The sequence below is a fragment of the Agrobacterium sp. BT-220-3 genome (assembly GCF_025910175.1).
Classification (GTDB): domain Bacteria; phylum Pseudomonadota; class Alphaproteobacteria; order Rhizobiales; family Rhizobiaceae; genus Agrobacterium; species Agrobacterium oryzihabitans.
In genome coordinates this window covers 331,608-347,704 of sequence record NZ_JAPAIX010000003.1, presented here as the reverse complement: position 1 = coordinate 347,704, position 16,097 = coordinate 331,608, and the positions used below count along the sequence as shown (strand labels likewise).

Here is a 16,097-nt window from a genome sequence, read left to right as displayed (position 1 = left end):
GCGTGGTCCCGCCTGCGTGCGGGCCTGCGGACAGCGGAACGGTTTACCCTTGAAAGCCTTGCACCGGATAATCTGGCGGATGAAAGCCTGCCCGACGGGCTCAGGCGTGATCTTGGCCTTGAGGATGGCCGTGTCGATTTTCGTTGCGACGGATTTCGGCAGCGGAAAATGCTTGCAACAACTCGGCTGCCACAAGGGCCGCTATGACGGCGGGGCGCTTGTCCCTGACGCTATTGCCACCGATGGGCAAAGTGAGTTTTGCAAGGCGGGAAGGCGGTTCGCCCTCCCGCTCCAGCCAATGGGAAAAGGTGGCGCGTTTGGTCTTTGAACCGATCATGCCGACATAGGCGAGATCGTCGCGGGCAAGCGCTTCCCTGGCGATCAGGAAATCAAGTGCGTGGTCGTGGGTGACGATGATCGCAGCGCCGTTTGCGGGAATTTTCGCGACGAGCGCCTCCGGCATGGGAGTGAGCACGGATGTGGCATCGGCTGGAAGATCGTGCAACTCCGTTTCCCGGGTCTCTACCACTGTCAGCGTCAGGGGCAGCAGCGACAGCGCTTCCGCCAATGCCTTGCCGACATGACCAGCCCCGAAAATGAAGACGGCGGGCTGCTGTTCGGCTTCGCCTTTCAGCCGCGTCTCGAGAGCGAGCGCGATCTCCTTCGTCACCCGCCGGAAGCGGATGAGGGTGCGGCCGCCGCAGCATTGGCCGATTTCCGGGCCGAGCGGAATATCCATGCGGTCCTCGGCCGCACCGTTCCTCAGCATGGCGCGGGCATGGTCCATCGCCATATATTCGAACTGCCCGCCACCGATTGTTGCCCACAGCGCATCCTGACTTACCAGCATGAAGGTTCCGGCTTCACGCGGCGAGGAGCCTTTCACGGCCTCGATTTCCACGAGGATCGCGGCGGAGGAGCGGGCAAGGAAGTTGGAAAGGGAGGTGTCAGGCATTTGTTGGCCCCCTCACACCTTCTTCAGCCGTTCCACCGCCATCAGAACCCGTTCGGGCGTTGCCGGCGCATCGAGGCGAGGGCAGACCTTGTAATCGGCGACGGAGGCGACCGCCATGGAGAGGGCTTCGAGAACCGAGATCGCCAGCATGAAGGGCGGTTCGCCCACGGCCTTGGAGCGGCCGATGGTGGGTTCGGCATTTTCCGCCCATTCCGCCAGCTTGACGTTGAAACTCTTCGGCCGGTCGGAGGCGAGCGGGATCTTGTAGGTAGAAGGCGCGTGGGTCCGCAGCCGTCCCTTGCCATCCCACCACAATTCTTCCGTCGTCAGCCAGCCCATGCCCTGCACAAAGGCGCCTTCCACCTGGCCGATATCGATGGCCGGGTTCAGCGACTTGCCGACATCGTGGAGAATATCGGTGCGTTCCATCATATATTCGCCGGTCAGCGTATCGATCGATACTTCCGAGCAGGCCGCGCCATAGGCGAAATAATAAAACGGCGTGCCACGGCCGGCGGCGCGGTCCCAGTGGATTTTCGGCGTCTTGTAAAAACCGGCGGCGGAAAGCTGCACGCGGGCGAAATAGGCCTTCTTGATGAAATCGTTGAAGGCGATTTCCTCGAGGCCGATGCGCACCCGGTTCGGCAGGAAGACGACTTCTTCTTCCGGCACATTCCAGTTCTCGGTGGCGAATTTGACGAGCCGCTCGCGGATCTGGCGGGCGGCGTCATAGGCCGCCATGCCGTTCAGGTCCGTACCGGATGAGGCGGCGGTGGCCGAGGTGTTCGGCACCTTGCCGGTGGTCGTTGCGGTGATCTTCACCCGGCCGATATCCACCTGGAAGGCATCGGCCACCACCTGCGCCACCTTGGTATAAAGGCCCTGACCCATTTCGGTGCCGCCATGGTTCAGGTGGATGGAGCCGTCATTATAGATATGCACCAGCGCACCCGCCTGGTTGAAGGCGGTCATGGTGAAGGAGATGCCGAATTTGACGGGGGTGAGCGCGATGCCCTTGCGGATGATCGGGCTCGTTTTGTTGAACTCGATGATCGCCTCGCGTCGCGCGCGATAGTCGCTGGAGGTTTCCAGCTCCTCGACGATGCGGGCGATGATATTGTCCTCGACCTCCTGATGATAGGGCGTCGTGGTGCGGCCCGAGCCGGTCTCGCCGTAGAAATTGAGCTTGCGGACATCAAGCGGGTCCTTGCCGACGGCATAGGCGATTTCCTCGATGAAGCGCTCGGCCCCGAGCATGCCCTGCGGGCCGCCGAAACCGCGAAAGGCGGTGTTGGAGACCGTGTGGGTTTTCAGTGGCCGCGAGGTGAGGTGCACATGCGGATAGAAATAGCTGGAATCGGCGTGAAACAGCGCGCGATCCGTGACCGGGCCGGAGAGATCGGAGGAAAAGCCGCAGCGGGCGGCATAGGTGGCGTCGACGGCGTGAATGCGGCCTTCCTCATCGAAACCAAGCTCGTAATCGACGCGGAAATCGTGGCGTTTGCCGGTCGCGGTCATGTCTTCGTCGCGGTCGGGGCGGATTTTCACCGCGCGGTTCAATTTCTTGGCAGCGATGGCGCAAAGGGCGGCGAACTGGTTGCCCTGCGTTTCCTTGCCGCCGAAACCGCCGCCCATGCGGCGCACCTGCACCGTGACGGCATTGGACGGCACCTGAAGCATATGGCTGACAATGTGCTGGATTTCGCTCGGATGCTGGGTGGAGCTCCACAGCGTCACCTCGTCATCCTCGCCCGGCACGGCCATGGCGATGTGGCTTTCGAGATAAAAATGCTCCTGCCCGCCGATCCGCATGGTGCCGGTGAGGCGGCGCGGTGCGACATGCATTTCGATTTTGGCATCGCCACGCTTAAGCGTCATCGGATCGATGACCAGCGCGCCGCCATTTTCAATCGCCGTGTCGATATCGGTGAAATGCGGCAGGTCCTTATAGGTGATCTTCGCCTTGCGGGCCGCCTTTCTGGCGATATCGCGGGTTTCGGCAAAAACCGCGAAGATCGGCTGGCCGTGGAATTCGACCTTTGTCTCGGCCAGCAAAGGTTCGTCGTGACGTCCGCCTGACGAGACATCGTTTTCGCCAGGCACATCCTTGCCAACCATGACCCACAGGACGCCCGGTGTAGCCTCGACTTCGGACAGGTCCACGGAGACGATTTCCGCATGCGCCCGGTCGGAAAGGCCAAGCGCGCCGTGAACGAGGCCGGCGGGTTCGGGAATATCGTCGATATATTCGGCGCTGCCCGTCACATGCTTATGGGCGGAATCGTGCCGGAGCGAGGCGTGTACAGGGCCGTCGATTTCCGTTTTGGTCTTGTCGAAGCTTGTCGTGTCCATGTTTCAAGCCTCCCCTTCATCAATTGCGGCATATGACATCGACAATAAACCCTCATTCCTGTGCTTGTCACAGGAATCCAGCCAGCCCAAGTCTTTGGGCTGAAAGGGTTGTCTCGTCGCGCAGACGCGCGCCGGCTGGATTCCTGTGACAAGCACAGGAATGAGGGAGGTTGTGGGTGTCGCCAACGTCATCGTCATCGTCACGCCTCCGCCAATGCGAAACGGCTGAGTTCCTGCTTTTGCCCCGAAGTCTCGAGGAAGAACCGCGTCAGCAGGTTCTTGGCCGTCAGTTGCCGGTATTCGGCGGTGGCGCGCCAGTCGGTGAGCGGGGTGAAATCCTCGTCCAGCGCATCGCGCGCCGCATCGATCGTTTCCTGTGACCACTCTTTGCCGAGAAGTGCCGCCTCAAGATGCGCGGCGCGTTTCGGCGTGCCGGCCATGCCGCCAAAGGCGATGCGGATATCTTCGACGGTGCCGTCGGCATCGAGCGTCAGGTTAAAGGCGGCGCAGAGCGCGGAAATATCCTCGTCGCGCCGCTTGGAGATTTTGTAGACCGCGTAGTGGCTTTCGGCTTTCTGGAACGGGATGAAGAGTTTTTCGACGAATTCGCCGCTCAGCCGGTCCTGTTTGCCATAATCGATGAAGTAGCTTTCCAGCGGCACGGTGCGGCTGCCGGAGGAGGAGTGCAAGGTGAGCGTTGCTCCAAGTGCGATCAGCGCCGGCGGGGTATCGCCGATGGGCGAACCGTTGGCAATATTGCCGCCGATGGTTCCCATGTTGCGCACCTGCTCGCCGCCGAGACGATCGAACAGCCGGGCAAGCGGCGGGAAATGTTCCGTCACGGTCTTGAAGGCCTGGCTGTAGGTGACACCGGCACCGAGCGTGACGCCATTCTCATCCACGACAATGCCCTGCAGGTCCCCGAGATTGTTGATGAAGATGACGGGGTTCAGTGCCCGCATCTGCTTCGTTACCCACAGGCCGACATCGGTGGAGCCGGCGACGATGGTTGCCTTCGGCTCGGCGGCATAGATATCGGTGAGGTCAGACAGTGTCGCCGGAATGATGGTCCGATCCTCGTCGCGCGTCACCACGATCGTCTCGTTGGCGCGGATTGCCCAGAGCCTTGCCATGATATCGGTGCGGTCCCGTTGCAGCGGGTCGAACAGCGCGCTCGGGCGGGCGGCGGCGATCTTTTCGGCGGCCCGCACGATCGGCTCGTAACCCGTGCATCGACAGAGATTGCCTTGCAGCGCCTTTTCTATATCGGCGCGGGCAGGGTTTTCACTGGAAAGCCAGAGGCCGTAAACCGACATGATGAAGCCCGGCGTGCAGAAACCGCATTGCGAACCGTGGAAATCCACCATCGCCTGCTGCACGGGGTGCAGCGTACCGTCGCGCGCGGCCAGATGCTCGACCGTCACGATATGGGTGCCGTGCAGCGAGCCCAAAAAGCGGATGCAGGCATTGACGCTTTCATAACGCAGCGAACCGTCCAGCAGCCGCCCGACCAGCACCGTGCAGGCGCCGCAGTCGCCTTCGGCGCAACCTTCCTTCGTCCCGGTCAACCGTCTTTGAAGGCGGAGATAATCGAGAAGCGTGTCTGTCGGTCCGAAATCCTTCAGCGAGATGGTTTCGCTGTTGAGGATGAAGCTGATCGCGTCGTTCATGCAATGCCCTGCTTTTTTGACCGGCTGCCGAGCCGGTTTCTTGTCATTATCCCTGCGCATCATATGCACGCCCACGCGCGCATATCGATTTCCGTTTTGGCAATTCATTGTGTCCATAACGGAAAGAAAATCCGGCAATTATTGCGCCGTCCACCCGCCATCCACGGAAATATGCGTTCCCGTGATGTTGCTTGCGGCATCGCTTGCCAGAAACAGCGCGGCGGCGGCCACGTCATCGACGGTGACGAATTGCTTGGTCGCCTGCAATTCCAGCATCACATCGTTCTTCACCGCTTCTTCGCTGATGCCGCGCACTTTCGCCATTTCCGGTATCTGTTTTTCAACGAGCGGCGTCAGCACATAACCGGGACAGATGGCGTTGACGGTGACGCCCGTCTGCGCAAGTTCAAGCGCTGCCGTCTTCGTCAGGCCCATGATGCCGTGCTTGGCCGCCACATAGGCTGATTTGAACGGCGAGGCGACGAGACCGTGGGCGGATGCGATGTTGATGATACGGCCTTTTCCGGCCTTCTTCATCAGCGGTATCGCAGCCCGCATGGTATGGAAGGAACTGGTCAGATTGATGGCGATGATCCAGTCCCATTTCTCCGGGGGAAATTCCTCGATGGGTGCGATATGCTGAATGCCGGCATTGTTGACGAGTACATCGACCGAACCGAGTTTTTCGTTGGCGGAATTGATGAGGTCGGCGATCTCGTCCGGTTTCGTCATATCCGCCGGGTGGTAAAGCACACGCCCGCCGCTTTCGGCTTCCAGCAAAAGGCGGAGTTTTTCAATTTCGTCCTCGTCGCCAAAGCCGTTCAGCACGACATTGGCGCCCTCCCTCGCAAATCGCTGTGCGATGCCAAGGCCGATACCGCTTGTGGAGCCTGTCACGATAACTGTCCGATGCATGCTTTCCCCTTTTTGCATTACTTCGCACATGTTTAAGCAGGTTATGCCCAAACGGGGCGGGCTGGCAATCGTCATTTCGGGCGCGATTTTGGGGGATGCCCGCAAGGGACATAAAGTGGCCGCGCCCATCCATTTTTTCGAAGCTAAGCATCCAGATTTTGCGCCAGATTTTGCATTTGTCTGAAGGGCCGTCCGTCCCTATCTCTCAGACAATCAAACAGAGGTATCGTCTATGGAACTCGGTCTTTACACATTTGCGGATGTCAATCCCAACCCCGCCGATGGCCGTGGGCCGGAAGGTGCGCGCCGGCTGCGGGAACTCATCGAGGAAATCGAGCTTGCCGATCAGGTCGGGCTCGATGTTTTCGGCCTCGGCGAGCATCACCGCCCGGACTATGTCGCGTCCTCACCCTCCACCGTGCTTGCGGCGGCGGCAGTGAAGACGAAAAACATCCGCCTCACAAGCGCCGTCTCGGTTCTGAGTTCGGATGATCCGGTGCGGGTCTTCCAGCAGTTCTCCACCGTCGATCTGCTGTCGAACGGCCGCGCCGAGATCATGGCCGGGCGCGGTTCCTTCATCGAATCCTACCCGCTGTTCGGTTACGACCTCGAAGATTATGACGTGCTGTTTGCCGAAAAGCTCGATCTGCTCTTGGCGCTGCGCGAAAACGAGATCGTCACCTGGTCCGGCACCAAACACCCGGCCATCAATGGGCGCGGGGTCTATCCGCGTCCCCTTCAGGAGCGTCTGCCGGTCTGGATCGCGGTTGGCGGCACGCCGCAATCGGTGGCGCGGGCAGGGGCCATGGGGCTGCCGGTGGCGCTTGCCATCATCGGCGGCGAATATCGCCGTTTCGCGCCGCTGTTCGATCTCTATCATGAAGCCGCACGCCGGGCGGGGCAGGAAAAGACGAAGCTGCGCACCAGCATCAACGTACACGGCTTCATTGCCGACACCACCGACACGGCTGCGGACCAGTTTTACGGGCCGCAGGCGGAGGTGATGAACCGGATCGGTCGCGAGCGCGGCTGGGGCCCGACGAACCGCGCACATTTCGATGCGTCGCGCGGGCCGGAAGGCAATCTCTTCCTCGGCGAACCGGAACTGGTGGCGGAAAAGATCATCAAGGCGCACGGCGTTTTCAGGAACGACCGTTTCCTGTTGCAGATGGCCATCGGCCTGATGCCGCATGACCAGATCATGCGCGGTATCGAGCTTTATGGTACGAAAGTCGCCCCGATTGTCAGAAAAGAATTGACGGGAAGCGCCGATCCGGTGAAAGCCACGGCCTGATTATTACCAAGGCGGGTATCTCGATACCCGCCATTCGGAACGACGGACAGAAACATGGTCATCTCCACCGACGAAGAACTGGTTTTGCTGAAGGATATCGGCCGCATCTGCGCCGTGGCCATGCAGACCATGGCGGATGCGCTGGAACCCGGCATCACCACCGCCGAGCTGGATGCTATCGGCCGCAAGGTGCTGGAGGACAATGGCGCGCAATCGGCGCCGGAGTTCTGCTACCAGTTTCCCGGCGCGACCTGCATCAGCGTCAACGAGGAAGTGGCGCACGGCATTCCCGGCCCGCGCATCATCAAGGCGGGCGATCTCGTCAATATCGATGTCTCGGCGGTGAAGAACGGTTTCTTCGGCGATACGGGCTCGTCTTTCGCCGTGCCGCCGGTGAAGAAAGAGATCGAGCGGCTGTGCCGCGATGGCAAGCGCGCCATGTGGACGGGCCTGCAGCAGGTGAAAACCGGGCGGCCCTTTGCTGACATAGGCAATGCCATCGGCTCCTTCGCGAAAAAGAACCGCTACACGCTAATCACCAATCTGGCGAGCCACGGCATCGGCCGTTCCCTGCATGAGGAGCCGAAGGAACTGGCAACCTGGCCGGACAAGGACGAACGGCGCATCATGAAAGAGGGCATGGTGTTCACCGTCGAGCCTTTCCTGTCGACAGGCGCCTACTGGGCCGAAGACGGCGACGACGATCCGTGGACGCTCTACAGCGACCCGAGCGCCCCGACCGTGCAGTATGAACACACCGTGGTTGCGACCAAGAACGGGCCGCTGGTGCTGACGCTGGCTGAGTGAGGGGTGAAGGCGCCATTGTGTCCGGCGTAATGCCGTGGCCTGGTGCGTCAGTCACGAGGCTTGCGCTCTATTAATCGACGTTTCTTCACCCTCATTCCTGTGCTTGTCACAGGAATCTAGCCAGCCCAAGTCCTTCGGCTCAAAAGACCCCTCTCGCCGCGCAGACGCGCGTCGGCTGGATTCCTGTGACGAGCACAGGAATGAGGGTGGATGAGGATGCACAGGCGACGGGGGCCTTGCATCTCGTACCGATAAACACCGCTTATAACGCCGATCAAAATAACTCGCTTGTTCCGGGGTGGTGCGGTTGCGATAAGCCAAGCATGAGCATCGACAAACCACTTCCCGCCAGGCATCTGACTGCGCTCGGTTTCGCCGGAGCCTTGATGATGGCGTCCGCCATGGGCTTCGGCCGTTTTTCCTTTACCCCCATTCTTCCCGGCATGATGGCGGATGTTCCGCTTTCCGCGGGCGATGCGGGTATCGTCGCGGCGGGGAATTTCGCCGGTTATCTCGCGGGTGCGGTTCTCGCCGCCTATTCGTGGGGCTCGGGACGGGAAAGGCTGGTCGCGCTTTGCGGCCTGTTTTCCACGGCCACGCTGCTGCTTGCCATGGCCGCCTTCAACTCCGTTGCGGCCTTTACCGTCATCCGATTCCTGGCCGGTGTCGCCAGTGCGCTGACCATGATCTTCACGTCGCAGATCGTCATCGGCCATGCCATGAAGGCGGGCAAGGACCATATTCAGGCAATGCATTATGGCGGTGTCGGTGCCGGCATCGCGATTTCCTCGCTCGTGGTCTATCTCATCGGCGTCGTTTTTGATGGCGGCGGCGCTTCCTGGCGACAGGAGTGGATCGCAGGCGCCGTCTTTTCCTTCATCACCTTCCTTCTTGTCTTACGCGTGCTGCCCGCGGGACCTCCGCGCCACGCTTCTTCGCTTGCGGAGCCGCCGCTCAAATGGACGAAGCCGCTCTTTCTGACGACGCTTGCCTATGGGCTGTTCGGCTTCGGGTATGTCATTACCGCCACCTTCATCGTCGCGATTGCCCGCATGGCCGCCGCCGGTGCTTTCGTGGAGTTTCTGGCCTGGTTCGTCACGGGCTGCGCCGCCGCCGTCTCGCTTTTCCTCTGGAAGCCGGTTTTGAAGTCGCAGGGGCTGAAGCGTGCCTTCGTGATCGTTCTTGCCCTGGAGGCCGCAGGCGTTTTTGCGTCCGTCATGTTGCCGCCGGTGCCGGGTGTGCTGGCGGGCGGCTTGCTTCTGGGGCTGACCTTCATGGTCATTACCGCCTATGGCCTGCAGCTCGGCCGGGAATTTGCAGGGCCAAGCCCGCGCCGCGCCTTCGCGCTGATGACGGCGGCCTTCGGTACGGGGCAGATCGTCGGGCCACTCGCCGCCGGCTGGATTGCCGAAGTGACGGGAAGTTTTACCGCGCCAAGCATTCTCGCATCCGCCGTGCTTGTCGCCAGCATTCTTTTGATGCTGCCGGTTCTCGCCACGGAGCGGCAACGCTAAGCATCCTCACCGGGGCCTGATTCACGGTATTTTGCGGGGATTGCGGCGCCATCTGCGCCTTACATCTTGTTAAGGTCGTCGCTTCTCCGTTGCTGTGCACAAATTTCTGCCCTAGGTTCGGGCCATCTAGTGCTTCGCCAATAATGGCTGACTTCAAACGCGCGTGAGTTCAAAACGTGTTTCATTCCTTTTTCCCAAAACCGAAATTGTTTTTTACCTCGGCTGCGCTGTGGACAGTCGTCTGTATCGCGGTGTGGTACAGCGTTGGACCGCAAATGGGTGCTGCTCTCGGAATGCCGCCCCTGGCGCCCGGGGAAACCGCGCCGCTTGGCATCGCATATTTCTTCTCCCGTGATAACGTCTGGTTCTACCTCTATTTTACGGTCTTCGTGGCGATATTCGGCGTCACCTGGCAAATCATTGCCAGAGATCATCCGTGGAAAAACTGGTCGATCTGGGGTTCGGCGTTCATCATTTTCATCGCCTATTTCGCCGTTCAGGTTTCTGTTGCGATAAATAACTGGCGTGGTCCTTTCTTCGACCTGTTCCAGCGTGCGCTGGAGAGCCAGCCCGGCATCACAGCGTCGCAGTTCTATTCACTTCAGTTGCGTTTTCTCGAAATCGGTATGGTTGGCGTGGCGATGAACGTCATCACCGCCTTTTTCACCAGCCACTATGTGTTCCGGTGGCGCACCGCGATGAATGATTTCTACCTGTCGAAGTGGGAGAAGCTGCGTCATATTGAAGGTGCCTCGCAGCGTGTGCAGGAAGATACGATGCGATTTGCCTCGATTGTCGAGGGGCTCGGTGTCGTCCTGATCAACTCGGTCATGACGCTGGTCGTGTTCTTGCCTCTTCTGTTTCAGATGTCAGCGCATGTCACAGAGCTACCCCTCCTCGGCGCAATTCCGCATTCGCTTTTCTGGCTTGCGCTGTTGTGGTCTGTTTTCGGCACGGTGCTGCTCGCCGTGGTCGGCATGAAGCTGCCGGGGCTGCAATTCCGCAACCAGCGTGTCGAGGCGGCTTTTCGTAAGGAACTGGTCTATGGTGAGGACCATGAAGACCGGGCTCAGCCACCGACCATGCGGGAACTCTTTGCGAATGTGCGCAAAAATTACTTCCGCATGTATTTCCACTATCTCTATTTCAACGTTGCCCGCTACACGTTCGGCCAACTTGATGCCCTTATTCTAACATTCATGCTCATCCCCACCATCGTGGCAGCCAAGATCACGATGGGCATCTGGCAGCAGATTGCCACCGCCTTTGGACAGGTCAGCGACAGCTTCCAGTATCTGGTAAGTTCCTGGTCTACGATCATCGAGCTTCTTTCGATCCGCAAACGTCTGGTTGCGTTCGAATCCGCGATCGAAGACCAGCCCCTGCCGGATATCGACGAGCGCTATCTGCAGCGGGAAGCGGAAGCCGGAGAGATGGCGGCCAACAAACCCTGACGAAAAAAGGCGGCCGATTGGCCGCCTTTTTAATTCTAGTTAATATGCAAAATTTCCTGCGTCATCCTCGCCTTGAGACGAGGATCCGCAGTCGATTGAAAGCATGGATCCTCGGGTCGAGCCCGAGGATGCCGTCCAGTTTGGAGAGGGGATTGTCATCAAATTCATGGCGGCCGACCGGTCGCCATTTTTTGTATGACGAGAGCTTTCAGCCCTCAGTTTTCTGTTTCCTGCGCGCCTCGATCATCGGCATGGCCTGCGCATAACTCACGCAAGCGACATCGTCTTTCCGGCAGACTTCGCGCAGCAGCCTTTCATAGGCGTTCCAGTATGCGCCGCCGTTCATTTTCACGAAATGGAAGCCCATCTGCAAGGGGATGCGTTCGCCATTATATTGCCTGTCGAAAGCGTTGCGGAAAGCCGTATAGGCGCGTTCCTCGAATTCCTGCGCCCGGTCCGGCGTCTCGACGCCGATGGAGTGGCGGATGAAGAGATTATAGTCCATGGCGATGATCGGGCGGTTGCCGGGACCTTCGGGTATGAGCGGCAGGCCGAAATGCTGGATGCCGTCGCGCTCCACCGGCCATTCCGGCCCCTTGGTGACGCTCGTGGCGTCATAAACGAAACCGTGCTTTTTCTGCGCGGCGGTCAGCGCCGGTCCCTGTGAGAGATAGGGCGCGCGAAAACCGTTGATCTTTTTCACCATGTCGCGCCAGCCCTCAGGTTCCTCACCCTTCTTGCCGATCATCTGCCAGGCGTTTTCCAGCGTGCTGGTGAAGGTGGTGAATTCGCCGTCCCATTGCTCGGCGCTCCATTGGCCGCCATCGAAATGGCCGCAGGTGTGGTTGCCGATTTCGTGGCCTTCGCGATAGGCCGCCCAGATGTTTCTGAGCCGGGCTTCCACCTCCTCCTGCGACTGGCCGAAGCCGACATTGGAGCGGCCGGCCTTCTGGCCGGGGCCCTGATAGGTCTTGGCGCTGGTCTTGCGGTCCATCACCAGCGTGCAGGCGAGGAAATAGGTGAAATGCGCGCCGACCTCTTTCGCCGTCGCGCGGCTTCTTTCCCACAGCGTATTGTCGCCCGCGCCGTCGAAGGAGACGATGACGAGCTGCTTCGGCTTCTCCGCATTTTCGGCAAAAGCGGGCAAGGCAAGGCAGAGCGACAGGGAAAAGGCGGCAAAGGGGCGATACATCAGTCATCCGTCATATGAAACACCATGGCCTTTTGCGGGTGGAATAAGGCGAAGCTTTGAATAAACTGGCTTTTTTACGTCTTTCAGCCTAATTCGTTTCTGCGTCGCGGTGACAGCGCCGCTTTCGTTCCATCGGGGGACCACGTTCCATGCTCTTTCTCGTAATCTGTCTTGCCCTGTTTTTCCTGACGCATCTTCTGAAGGTGTTTGCGCCGCAATTTCGCGCGCGGATGATCGCGAGGCTGGGAGAGGGGCCTTTCAAGGGCCTGTATTCTCTTGCAAGCCTCGTTACGCTTGGTCTCGTCATCTATGCCTTTGGCGAGGCGCGGCAGGAGACCGGCATGCTCTGGTCGCCGCCGGTCTGGACGAGCCATCTCGCCGTGACCCTGATGCTGCCCGCGATGATCTGTCTTATCGCCAGCCTCATACCGGCTGGCCACATTGCCACTAAAACCAAGCATCCGCTCATTCTTGCGGTCAAGATCTGGGCGCTTGCCCATCTTCTGGCCAATGGTGAGACCTCTTCGATCCTCCTTTTTGCGTCGTTCCTCGCCTGGGGCGTTGTGATGCGGATTTCGCTGAAGCGTCGGGAAAGGGCGGGAGAAAAAGTGGTGCGGGACTTCGTTTCGAGCCGGTATGATCTGGTGGCCGTTGTCGGCGGCATCGTTCTCTGGGGGGCTTTCATCCTGAAACTGCACGAATGGTTGATCGGCGTTCAACCGATCGCCATGTAGGAAATCGACGTTTCCCCCTTACATATCAGGCAAAATAGGCTAGAAGGCCGACCATGACCCGGTCGATTTCGCTTTTGCTTGCCCGGGTAAGCGGCTTGGTATGTCCGCGGACGGATGGATCGGTGACGATCTCCGCGCGGGTAACGGAGAATTTGATGGCAAACGAGAATGATACCTTTATCCGCGAAGTGAACGAGCAGATCCGTTCCGAGCAGCTGTCGCGCTTCTGGGGCCGTTACGGTATCGTGGTCGTTGGCGCCGCCATTCTCGTGGTTGTGGGCGCTGCCGGCGCCGGCATCTACGAATACTGGAACACCAGCCGCGCTTCCAATTCCGGCGACCAGTTCCTTGCGGCGCTGAAGCTCGCTTCGGAAAACAAGACGGACGATGCGCTGAAGGCCTTTGCCGATCTCGAAACGTCCGGCCACGGCAATTATCCTGTTCTGGCGAAGTTCCGTTCCGCCACGCTGCTGTCGCAGAAGGGTGATGCGGCCGGCGCCATCGCTGCCTTCACCGCGATCGGCAACGATACCTCCGCACCGCAGGTCTTCCGCGATACTGCCAAGGTGCGTGCGGCGTGGCTCCTGGTCGACAACGGTACCTATGATCAGGTCGTCGCCTTGGCCGAACCGCTCAGCGCCGAAGGCCAGACCATGCGCGCATCCGCCCGCGAGGCGCTCGGTCTTGCGGCCTACAAGGCCGGCGATTTCGTCAAGGCCAAACAATGGTTCGAGCAGATCGTCGGCGATGCGCAGGCACCGCGCAACGTGACGAACCGCGCGCAGATCATGCTCGACAATATCACCGCTTCAGGCAAAGCTGCTTAACGCCGCTTCGCCACGCGAGATCGCCCCGGCATTTCTCCGCATTGCCAAAGCGATCTAACTCTTTATTTTACGCATGTCTTTTGCCCAAAACAGGTAACGTTTTGGGCAGACTTGCTTCAAGGAACAAAGATCAATGAGCTTCACCGTCGCCATAGTCGGGCGCCCCAATGTCGGCAAGTCCACGCTTTTCAACCGTCTGGTCGGAAAGAAGCTCGCCTTGGTGGACGACACGCCGGGCGTGACCCGTGACCGCCGCCCCGGCGAGGCGAAACTCGTCGATCTGCGCTTCACCATCATCGATACCGCCGGTCTGGAGCAATCCGGGCCGGAAACGCTTCAGGGCCGCATGTGGGCGCAGACGGAAGCGGCGATTGACGAAGCCGATGTCACGCTTTTCGTCGTTGACGCCAAGGCAGGCCTGACGCCCGCCGATGAAACGCTGGCGGAAATGCTGCGCCGTCGCGGCCGGCCGGTGGTTCTGGTGGCCAACAAGTCCGAGGCGCGCGGTTCGGATGCGGGCTTCTACGACGCCTTCACGCTGGGTCTCGGCGACCCCTGCGCCATCTCTGCCGAACACGGGCAGGGCATGATCGACCTGCGCGACGCCATCGTCGAGGCGATTGGTGAAGATGTCGCTTTCCCGCCTGAGGTGGACGAGGCGGAAACCGATATCGTTCTTCCGCGCCCTGAGCCCGGCAGCGAGGAAGAGGAAGACGAAGAGCCCGTCTATGACGAGACCAAGCCGCTGCGCGTCGCCATCATCGGCCGGCCGAATGCGGGCAAGTCCACGCTCATCAACCGTTTCCTTGGCGAAGACCGCCTGCTGACCGGCCCGGAAGCCGGCATTACCCGCGACAGTATCTCCGTCGAGTGGGACTGGCGCGGCCGCACCATCAAGATGTTCGATACGGCCGGCATGCGCCGCAAGGCCAGGGTGACGGAGAAGCTGGAAAAGCTTTCGGTGGCGGATTCGCTGCGCTCCATCCGCTTTGCGGAGACGGTGGTGATCGTGTTCGACAGCACCATCCCCTTCGAAAAGCAGGATCTGCAACTGGTCGACCTCGTGATCCGCGAAGGGCGCGCCGCCGTGCTCGCTTTCAATAAATGGGATCTGGTCGAAGACCCGCAGGCATTTCTTGCCGATCTGCGCGAAAAAACCGAGCGGCTTCTGCCGCAGGCGCGCGGCATCCGTGCCGTTCCGATTTCCGGTCAGACGGGCTACGGCCTAGACCGGCTGATGCAGAACATCATCGATACGGACAAGATCTGGAACCGCCGTATCTCGACTGCCAAGCTGAACCGCTGGCTGGATTCGCAGACGACGCAGCATCCGCCGCCGGCCGTCTCCGGCCGCCGTCTCAAGCTGAAGTACATGACGCAGGTAAAGGCCCGCCCGCCGGCCTTCATGATTTCCTGCACAAGGCCGGAAGCCATTCCGGAAAGCTATACGCGTTACCTCGTTAACGGGCTGCGCAAGGATTTCGACATGCCGGGCGTGCCGATCCGCGTGCATTATCGTGGCTCGGATAATCCGTTCGAGAGCAAGGCGAAGAAGAGGCGGTAATCTTACGCGCGGGCAGACGTTGACTACTGGGTCTCCTCGCATCGAAGGTCATCCTCGGGCTTGACCCGAGGATCCACAACTCTCTGATTTTGCTGACGTGCTTGGATCCTCGGGTCAAGCCCGAGGATGACGCCGAGCGAAAATAACAAATCAGCGAAAAGGTATAGGGCATCATGTTGATCAAGCAGACGGACTATCACCGGATTTACCGGGTCATCAACAGCCTGCTCGTCAGCCAGAATGCCGATCCCGCTTCGGCCTCCATGTATTTCAGCACCTTTGGCGCGTTCATCCTGCAGCAGCACTACAAGGTGAAAGCTGTGCCGAAGGGCGGGCTCGCCGCCTATAATCTGGGCGGTACGGTCCTGCTTTTCGCCGATCACCGCGAAGACGGTTATGTGACGGGTGCGGGCGAGAATTTCCATTGCTGGGTGGAGGCGGATGGATGGGCGATCGACTTCATGGCGCCCGCTTTTTCACAAGGGTCCGATGCGCTTTCGGTGCCGGCGAAAATGTTTCAGCGTCCTCTGTCGGCAATGTCGGCGTCCATCAACGATCTCGGGCAATCCGGTGATTTTTTCTATCGTTCGGAGGCAGAGGCCACGGCCAAGCGCTTCGCCGACTGGCACAGGCAGGCGATGATCGGCGATATGGCGAGCGTTGCCGCCAACTGGTTCCGCAAGTCGCCGAAACAGATGGCCGCTTCGCTTTCGGTAACAGATCGCGACGGCAAGGCGCGGACCGTGCCGCTTTCCGGCCAGATGCTCACCGGAGCATGGTGAAGGCAGGTTACGCCGCGCAGTGTCGATCCCGAAGGTT

Annotated in this window: 14 protein-coding genes; 9 read left to right on the top strand and 5 right to left on the bottom strand. The window is 60.0% G+C overall.

The window, feature by feature from the left end; all coding sequences use genetic code 11:
- Nucleotides 1-100: 100 nt before the first annotated feature.
- The 4 genes from xdhC to OK142_RS11990 form a co-directional block, all read right to left on the bottom strand.
- Nucleotides 101-955, bottom strand: a complete 855-nt coding sequence (xdhC, locus tag OK142_RS12005) for a xanthine dehydrogenase accessory protein XdhC (protein ID WP_498682943.1) — start codon at nucleotides 953-955, stop codon at nucleotides 101-103.
- A gap of 12 nt (nucleotides 956-967) precedes the next feature.
- Complete coding sequence (gene xdhB, locus OK142_RS12000) at nucleotides 968-3,307, bottom strand: xanthine dehydrogenase molybdopterin binding subunit (protein ID WP_498682941.1); 2,340 nt, start codon at nucleotides 3,305-3,307, stop codon at nucleotides 968-970.
- 200 nt (nucleotides 3,308-3,507) lie between these two features.
- Nucleotides 3,508-4,977 (bottom strand): xanthine dehydrogenase small subunit, encoded by a 1,470-nt coding sequence (gene xdhA / locus OK142_RS11995; RefSeq protein WP_498682939.1) that lies wholly within the window; start codon nucleotides 4,975-4,977, stop codon nucleotides 3,508-3,510.
- 138 nt (nucleotides 4,978-5,115) lie between these two features.
- Nucleotides 5,116-5,892 (bottom strand): 3-hydroxybutyrate dehydrogenase, encoded by a 777-nt coding sequence (locus OK142_RS11990; RefSeq protein WP_082182771.1) that lies wholly within the window; start codon nucleotides 5,890-5,892, stop codon nucleotides 5,116-5,118.
- A gap of 28 nt (nucleotides 5,893-5,920) precedes the next feature.
- On the opposite strand from OK142_RS11990, the gene OK142_RS11985 reads away from it, so the two are divergent.
- The 5 genes from OK142_RS11985 (at nucleotide 5,921) to sbmA (ending at nucleotide 10,961) form a co-directional block, all read left to right on the top strand.
- Nucleotides 5,921-6,076: a hypothetical protein gene (locus OK142_RS11985; RefSeq protein ID WP_318255121.1), complete on the top strand. Its 156-nt coding sequence runs from the start codon at nucleotides 5,921-5,923 to the stop codon at nucleotides 6,074-6,076.
- 48 nt (nucleotides 6,077-6,124) lie between these two features.
- Nucleotides 6,125-7,186 carry an LLM class flavin-dependent oxidoreductase gene (locus tag OK142_RS11980; RefSeq protein ID WP_498682935.1) on the top strand — a complete coding sequence of 354 codons (1,062 nt, stop codon included), beginning with the start codon at nucleotides 6,125-6,127 and terminating at the stop codon, nucleotides 7,184-7,186.
- A 54-nt stretch (nucleotides 7,187-7,240) separates the two neighbouring features.
- Nucleotides 7,241-7,993, top strand: coding sequence for a type I methionyl aminopeptidase (gene map, locus OK142_RS11975; protein ID WP_003494464.1), 753 nt, complete (start codon nucleotides 7,241-7,243; stop codon nucleotides 7,991-7,993).
- Nucleotides 7,994-8,316: 323 nt separating this feature from the next.
- Nucleotides 8,317-9,507 carry an MFS transporter gene (locus OK142_RS11970; protein WP_498682933.1) on the top strand — a complete coding sequence of 397 codons (1,191 nt, stop codon included), beginning with the start codon at nucleotides 8,317-8,319 and terminating at the stop codon, nucleotides 9,505-9,507.
- 176 nt (nucleotides 9,508-9,683) lie between these two features.
- On the top strand, nucleotides 9,684-10,961 hold the full coding sequence (sbmA, locus tag OK142_RS11965; RefSeq protein ID WP_003494470.1) for a peptide antibiotic transporter SbmA: 1,278 nt from the start codon (nucleotides 9,684-9,686) through the stop codon (nucleotides 10,959-10,961).
- A gap of 208 nt (nucleotides 10,962-11,169) precedes the next feature.
- On the opposite strand, the gene OK142_RS11960 is transcribed toward sbmA, so the two are convergent.
- Nucleotides 11,170-12,153 carry a polysaccharide deacetylase family protein gene (locus tag OK142_RS11960; protein ID WP_003494473.1) on the bottom strand — a complete coding sequence of 328 codons (984 nt, stop codon included), beginning with the start codon at nucleotides 12,151-12,153 and terminating at the stop codon, nucleotides 11,170-11,172.
- Nucleotides 12,154-12,302: 149 nt separating this feature from the next.
- Here OK142_RS11960 and OK142_RS11955 point away from each other — a divergent pair, with 149 nt between their 5' ends.
- The 4 genes from OK142_RS11955 (at nucleotide 12,303) to OK142_RS11940 (ending at nucleotide 16,060) form a co-directional block, all read left to right on the top strand.
- A complete protein-coding gene (locus tag OK142_RS11955; protein WP_003494475.1) occupies nucleotides 12,303-12,887 on the top strand; it encodes an NnrU family protein in 585 nt (194 codons plus the stop codon).
- 155 nt (nucleotides 12,888-13,042) lie between these two features.
- Complete coding sequence (locus tag OK142_RS11950; RefSeq protein WP_082182765.1) at nucleotides 13,043-13,714, top strand: tetratricopeptide repeat protein; 672 nt, start codon at nucleotides 13,043-13,045, stop codon at nucleotides 13,712-13,714.
- 133 nt (nucleotides 13,715-13,847) lie between these two features.
- The gene (gene der, locus OK142_RS11945) at nucleotides 13,848-15,278 is read left to right on the top strand and encodes a ribosome biogenesis GTPase Der (RefSeq protein ID WP_003494480.1); all 1,431 of its coding nucleotides are present in this window, start codon (nucleotides 13,848-13,850) and stop codon (nucleotides 15,276-15,278) included.
- Between the two features lie 173 nt (nucleotides 15,279-15,451).
- Nucleotides 15,452-16,060, top strand: coding sequence for a DUF2026 family protein (locus tag OK142_RS11940; protein WP_003494482.1), 609 nt, complete (start codon nucleotides 15,452-15,454; stop codon nucleotides 16,058-16,060).
- Nucleotides 16,061-16,097: the final 37 nt, after the last annotated feature.

Coding starts and splice junctions, on each gene's coding strand:
- xdhC (WP_498682943.1), bottom strand. CDS start 955: ATGCCTGACACCTCCCTTTCCAACTTCCTTGCCCGCTCCTCCGCCGCG.
- xdhB (WP_498682941.1), bottom strand. CDS start 3,307: ATGGACACGACAAGCTTCGACAAGACCAAAACGGAAATCGACGGCCCT.
- xdhA (WP_498682939.1), bottom strand. CDS start 4,977: ATGAACGACGCGATCAGCTTCATCCTCAACAGCGAAACCATCTCGCTG.
- OK142_RS11990 (WP_082182771.1), bottom strand. CDS start 5,892: ATGCATCGGACAGTTATCGTGACAGGCTCCACAAGCGGTATCGGCCTT.
- OK142_RS11985 (WP_318255121.1), top strand. CDS start 5,921: ATGTTTAAGCAGGTTATGCCCAAACGGGGCGGGCTGGCAATCGTCATT.
- OK142_RS11980 (WP_498682935.1), top strand. CDS start 6,125: ATGGAACTCGGTCTTTACACATTTGCGGATGTCAATCCCAACCCCGCC.
- map (WP_003494464.1), top strand. CDS start 7,241: ATGGTCATCTCCACCGACGAAGAACTGGTTTTGCTGAAGGATATCGGC.
- OK142_RS11970 (WP_498682933.1), top strand. CDS start 8,317: ATGAGCATCGACAAACCACTTCCCGCCAGGCATCTGACTGCGCTCGGT.
- OK142_RS11960 (WP_003494473.1), bottom strand. CDS start 12,153: ATGTATCGCCCCTTTGCCGCCTTTTCCCTGTCGCTCTGCCTTGCCTTG.
- OK142_RS11955 (WP_003494475.1), top strand. CDS start 12,303: ATGCTCTTTCTCGTAATCTGTCTTGCCCTGTTTTTCCTGACGCATCTT.
- OK142_RS11950 (WP_082182765.1), top strand. CDS start 13,043: ATGGCAAACGAGAATGATACCTTTATCCGCGAAGTGAACGAGCAGATC.
- der (WP_003494480.1), top strand. CDS start 13,848: ATGAGCTTCACCGTCGCCATAGTCGGGCGCCCCAATGTCGGCAAGTCC.
- OK142_RS11940 (WP_003494482.1), top strand. CDS start 15,452: ATGTTGATCAAGCAGACGGACTATCACCGGATTTACCGGGTCATCAAC.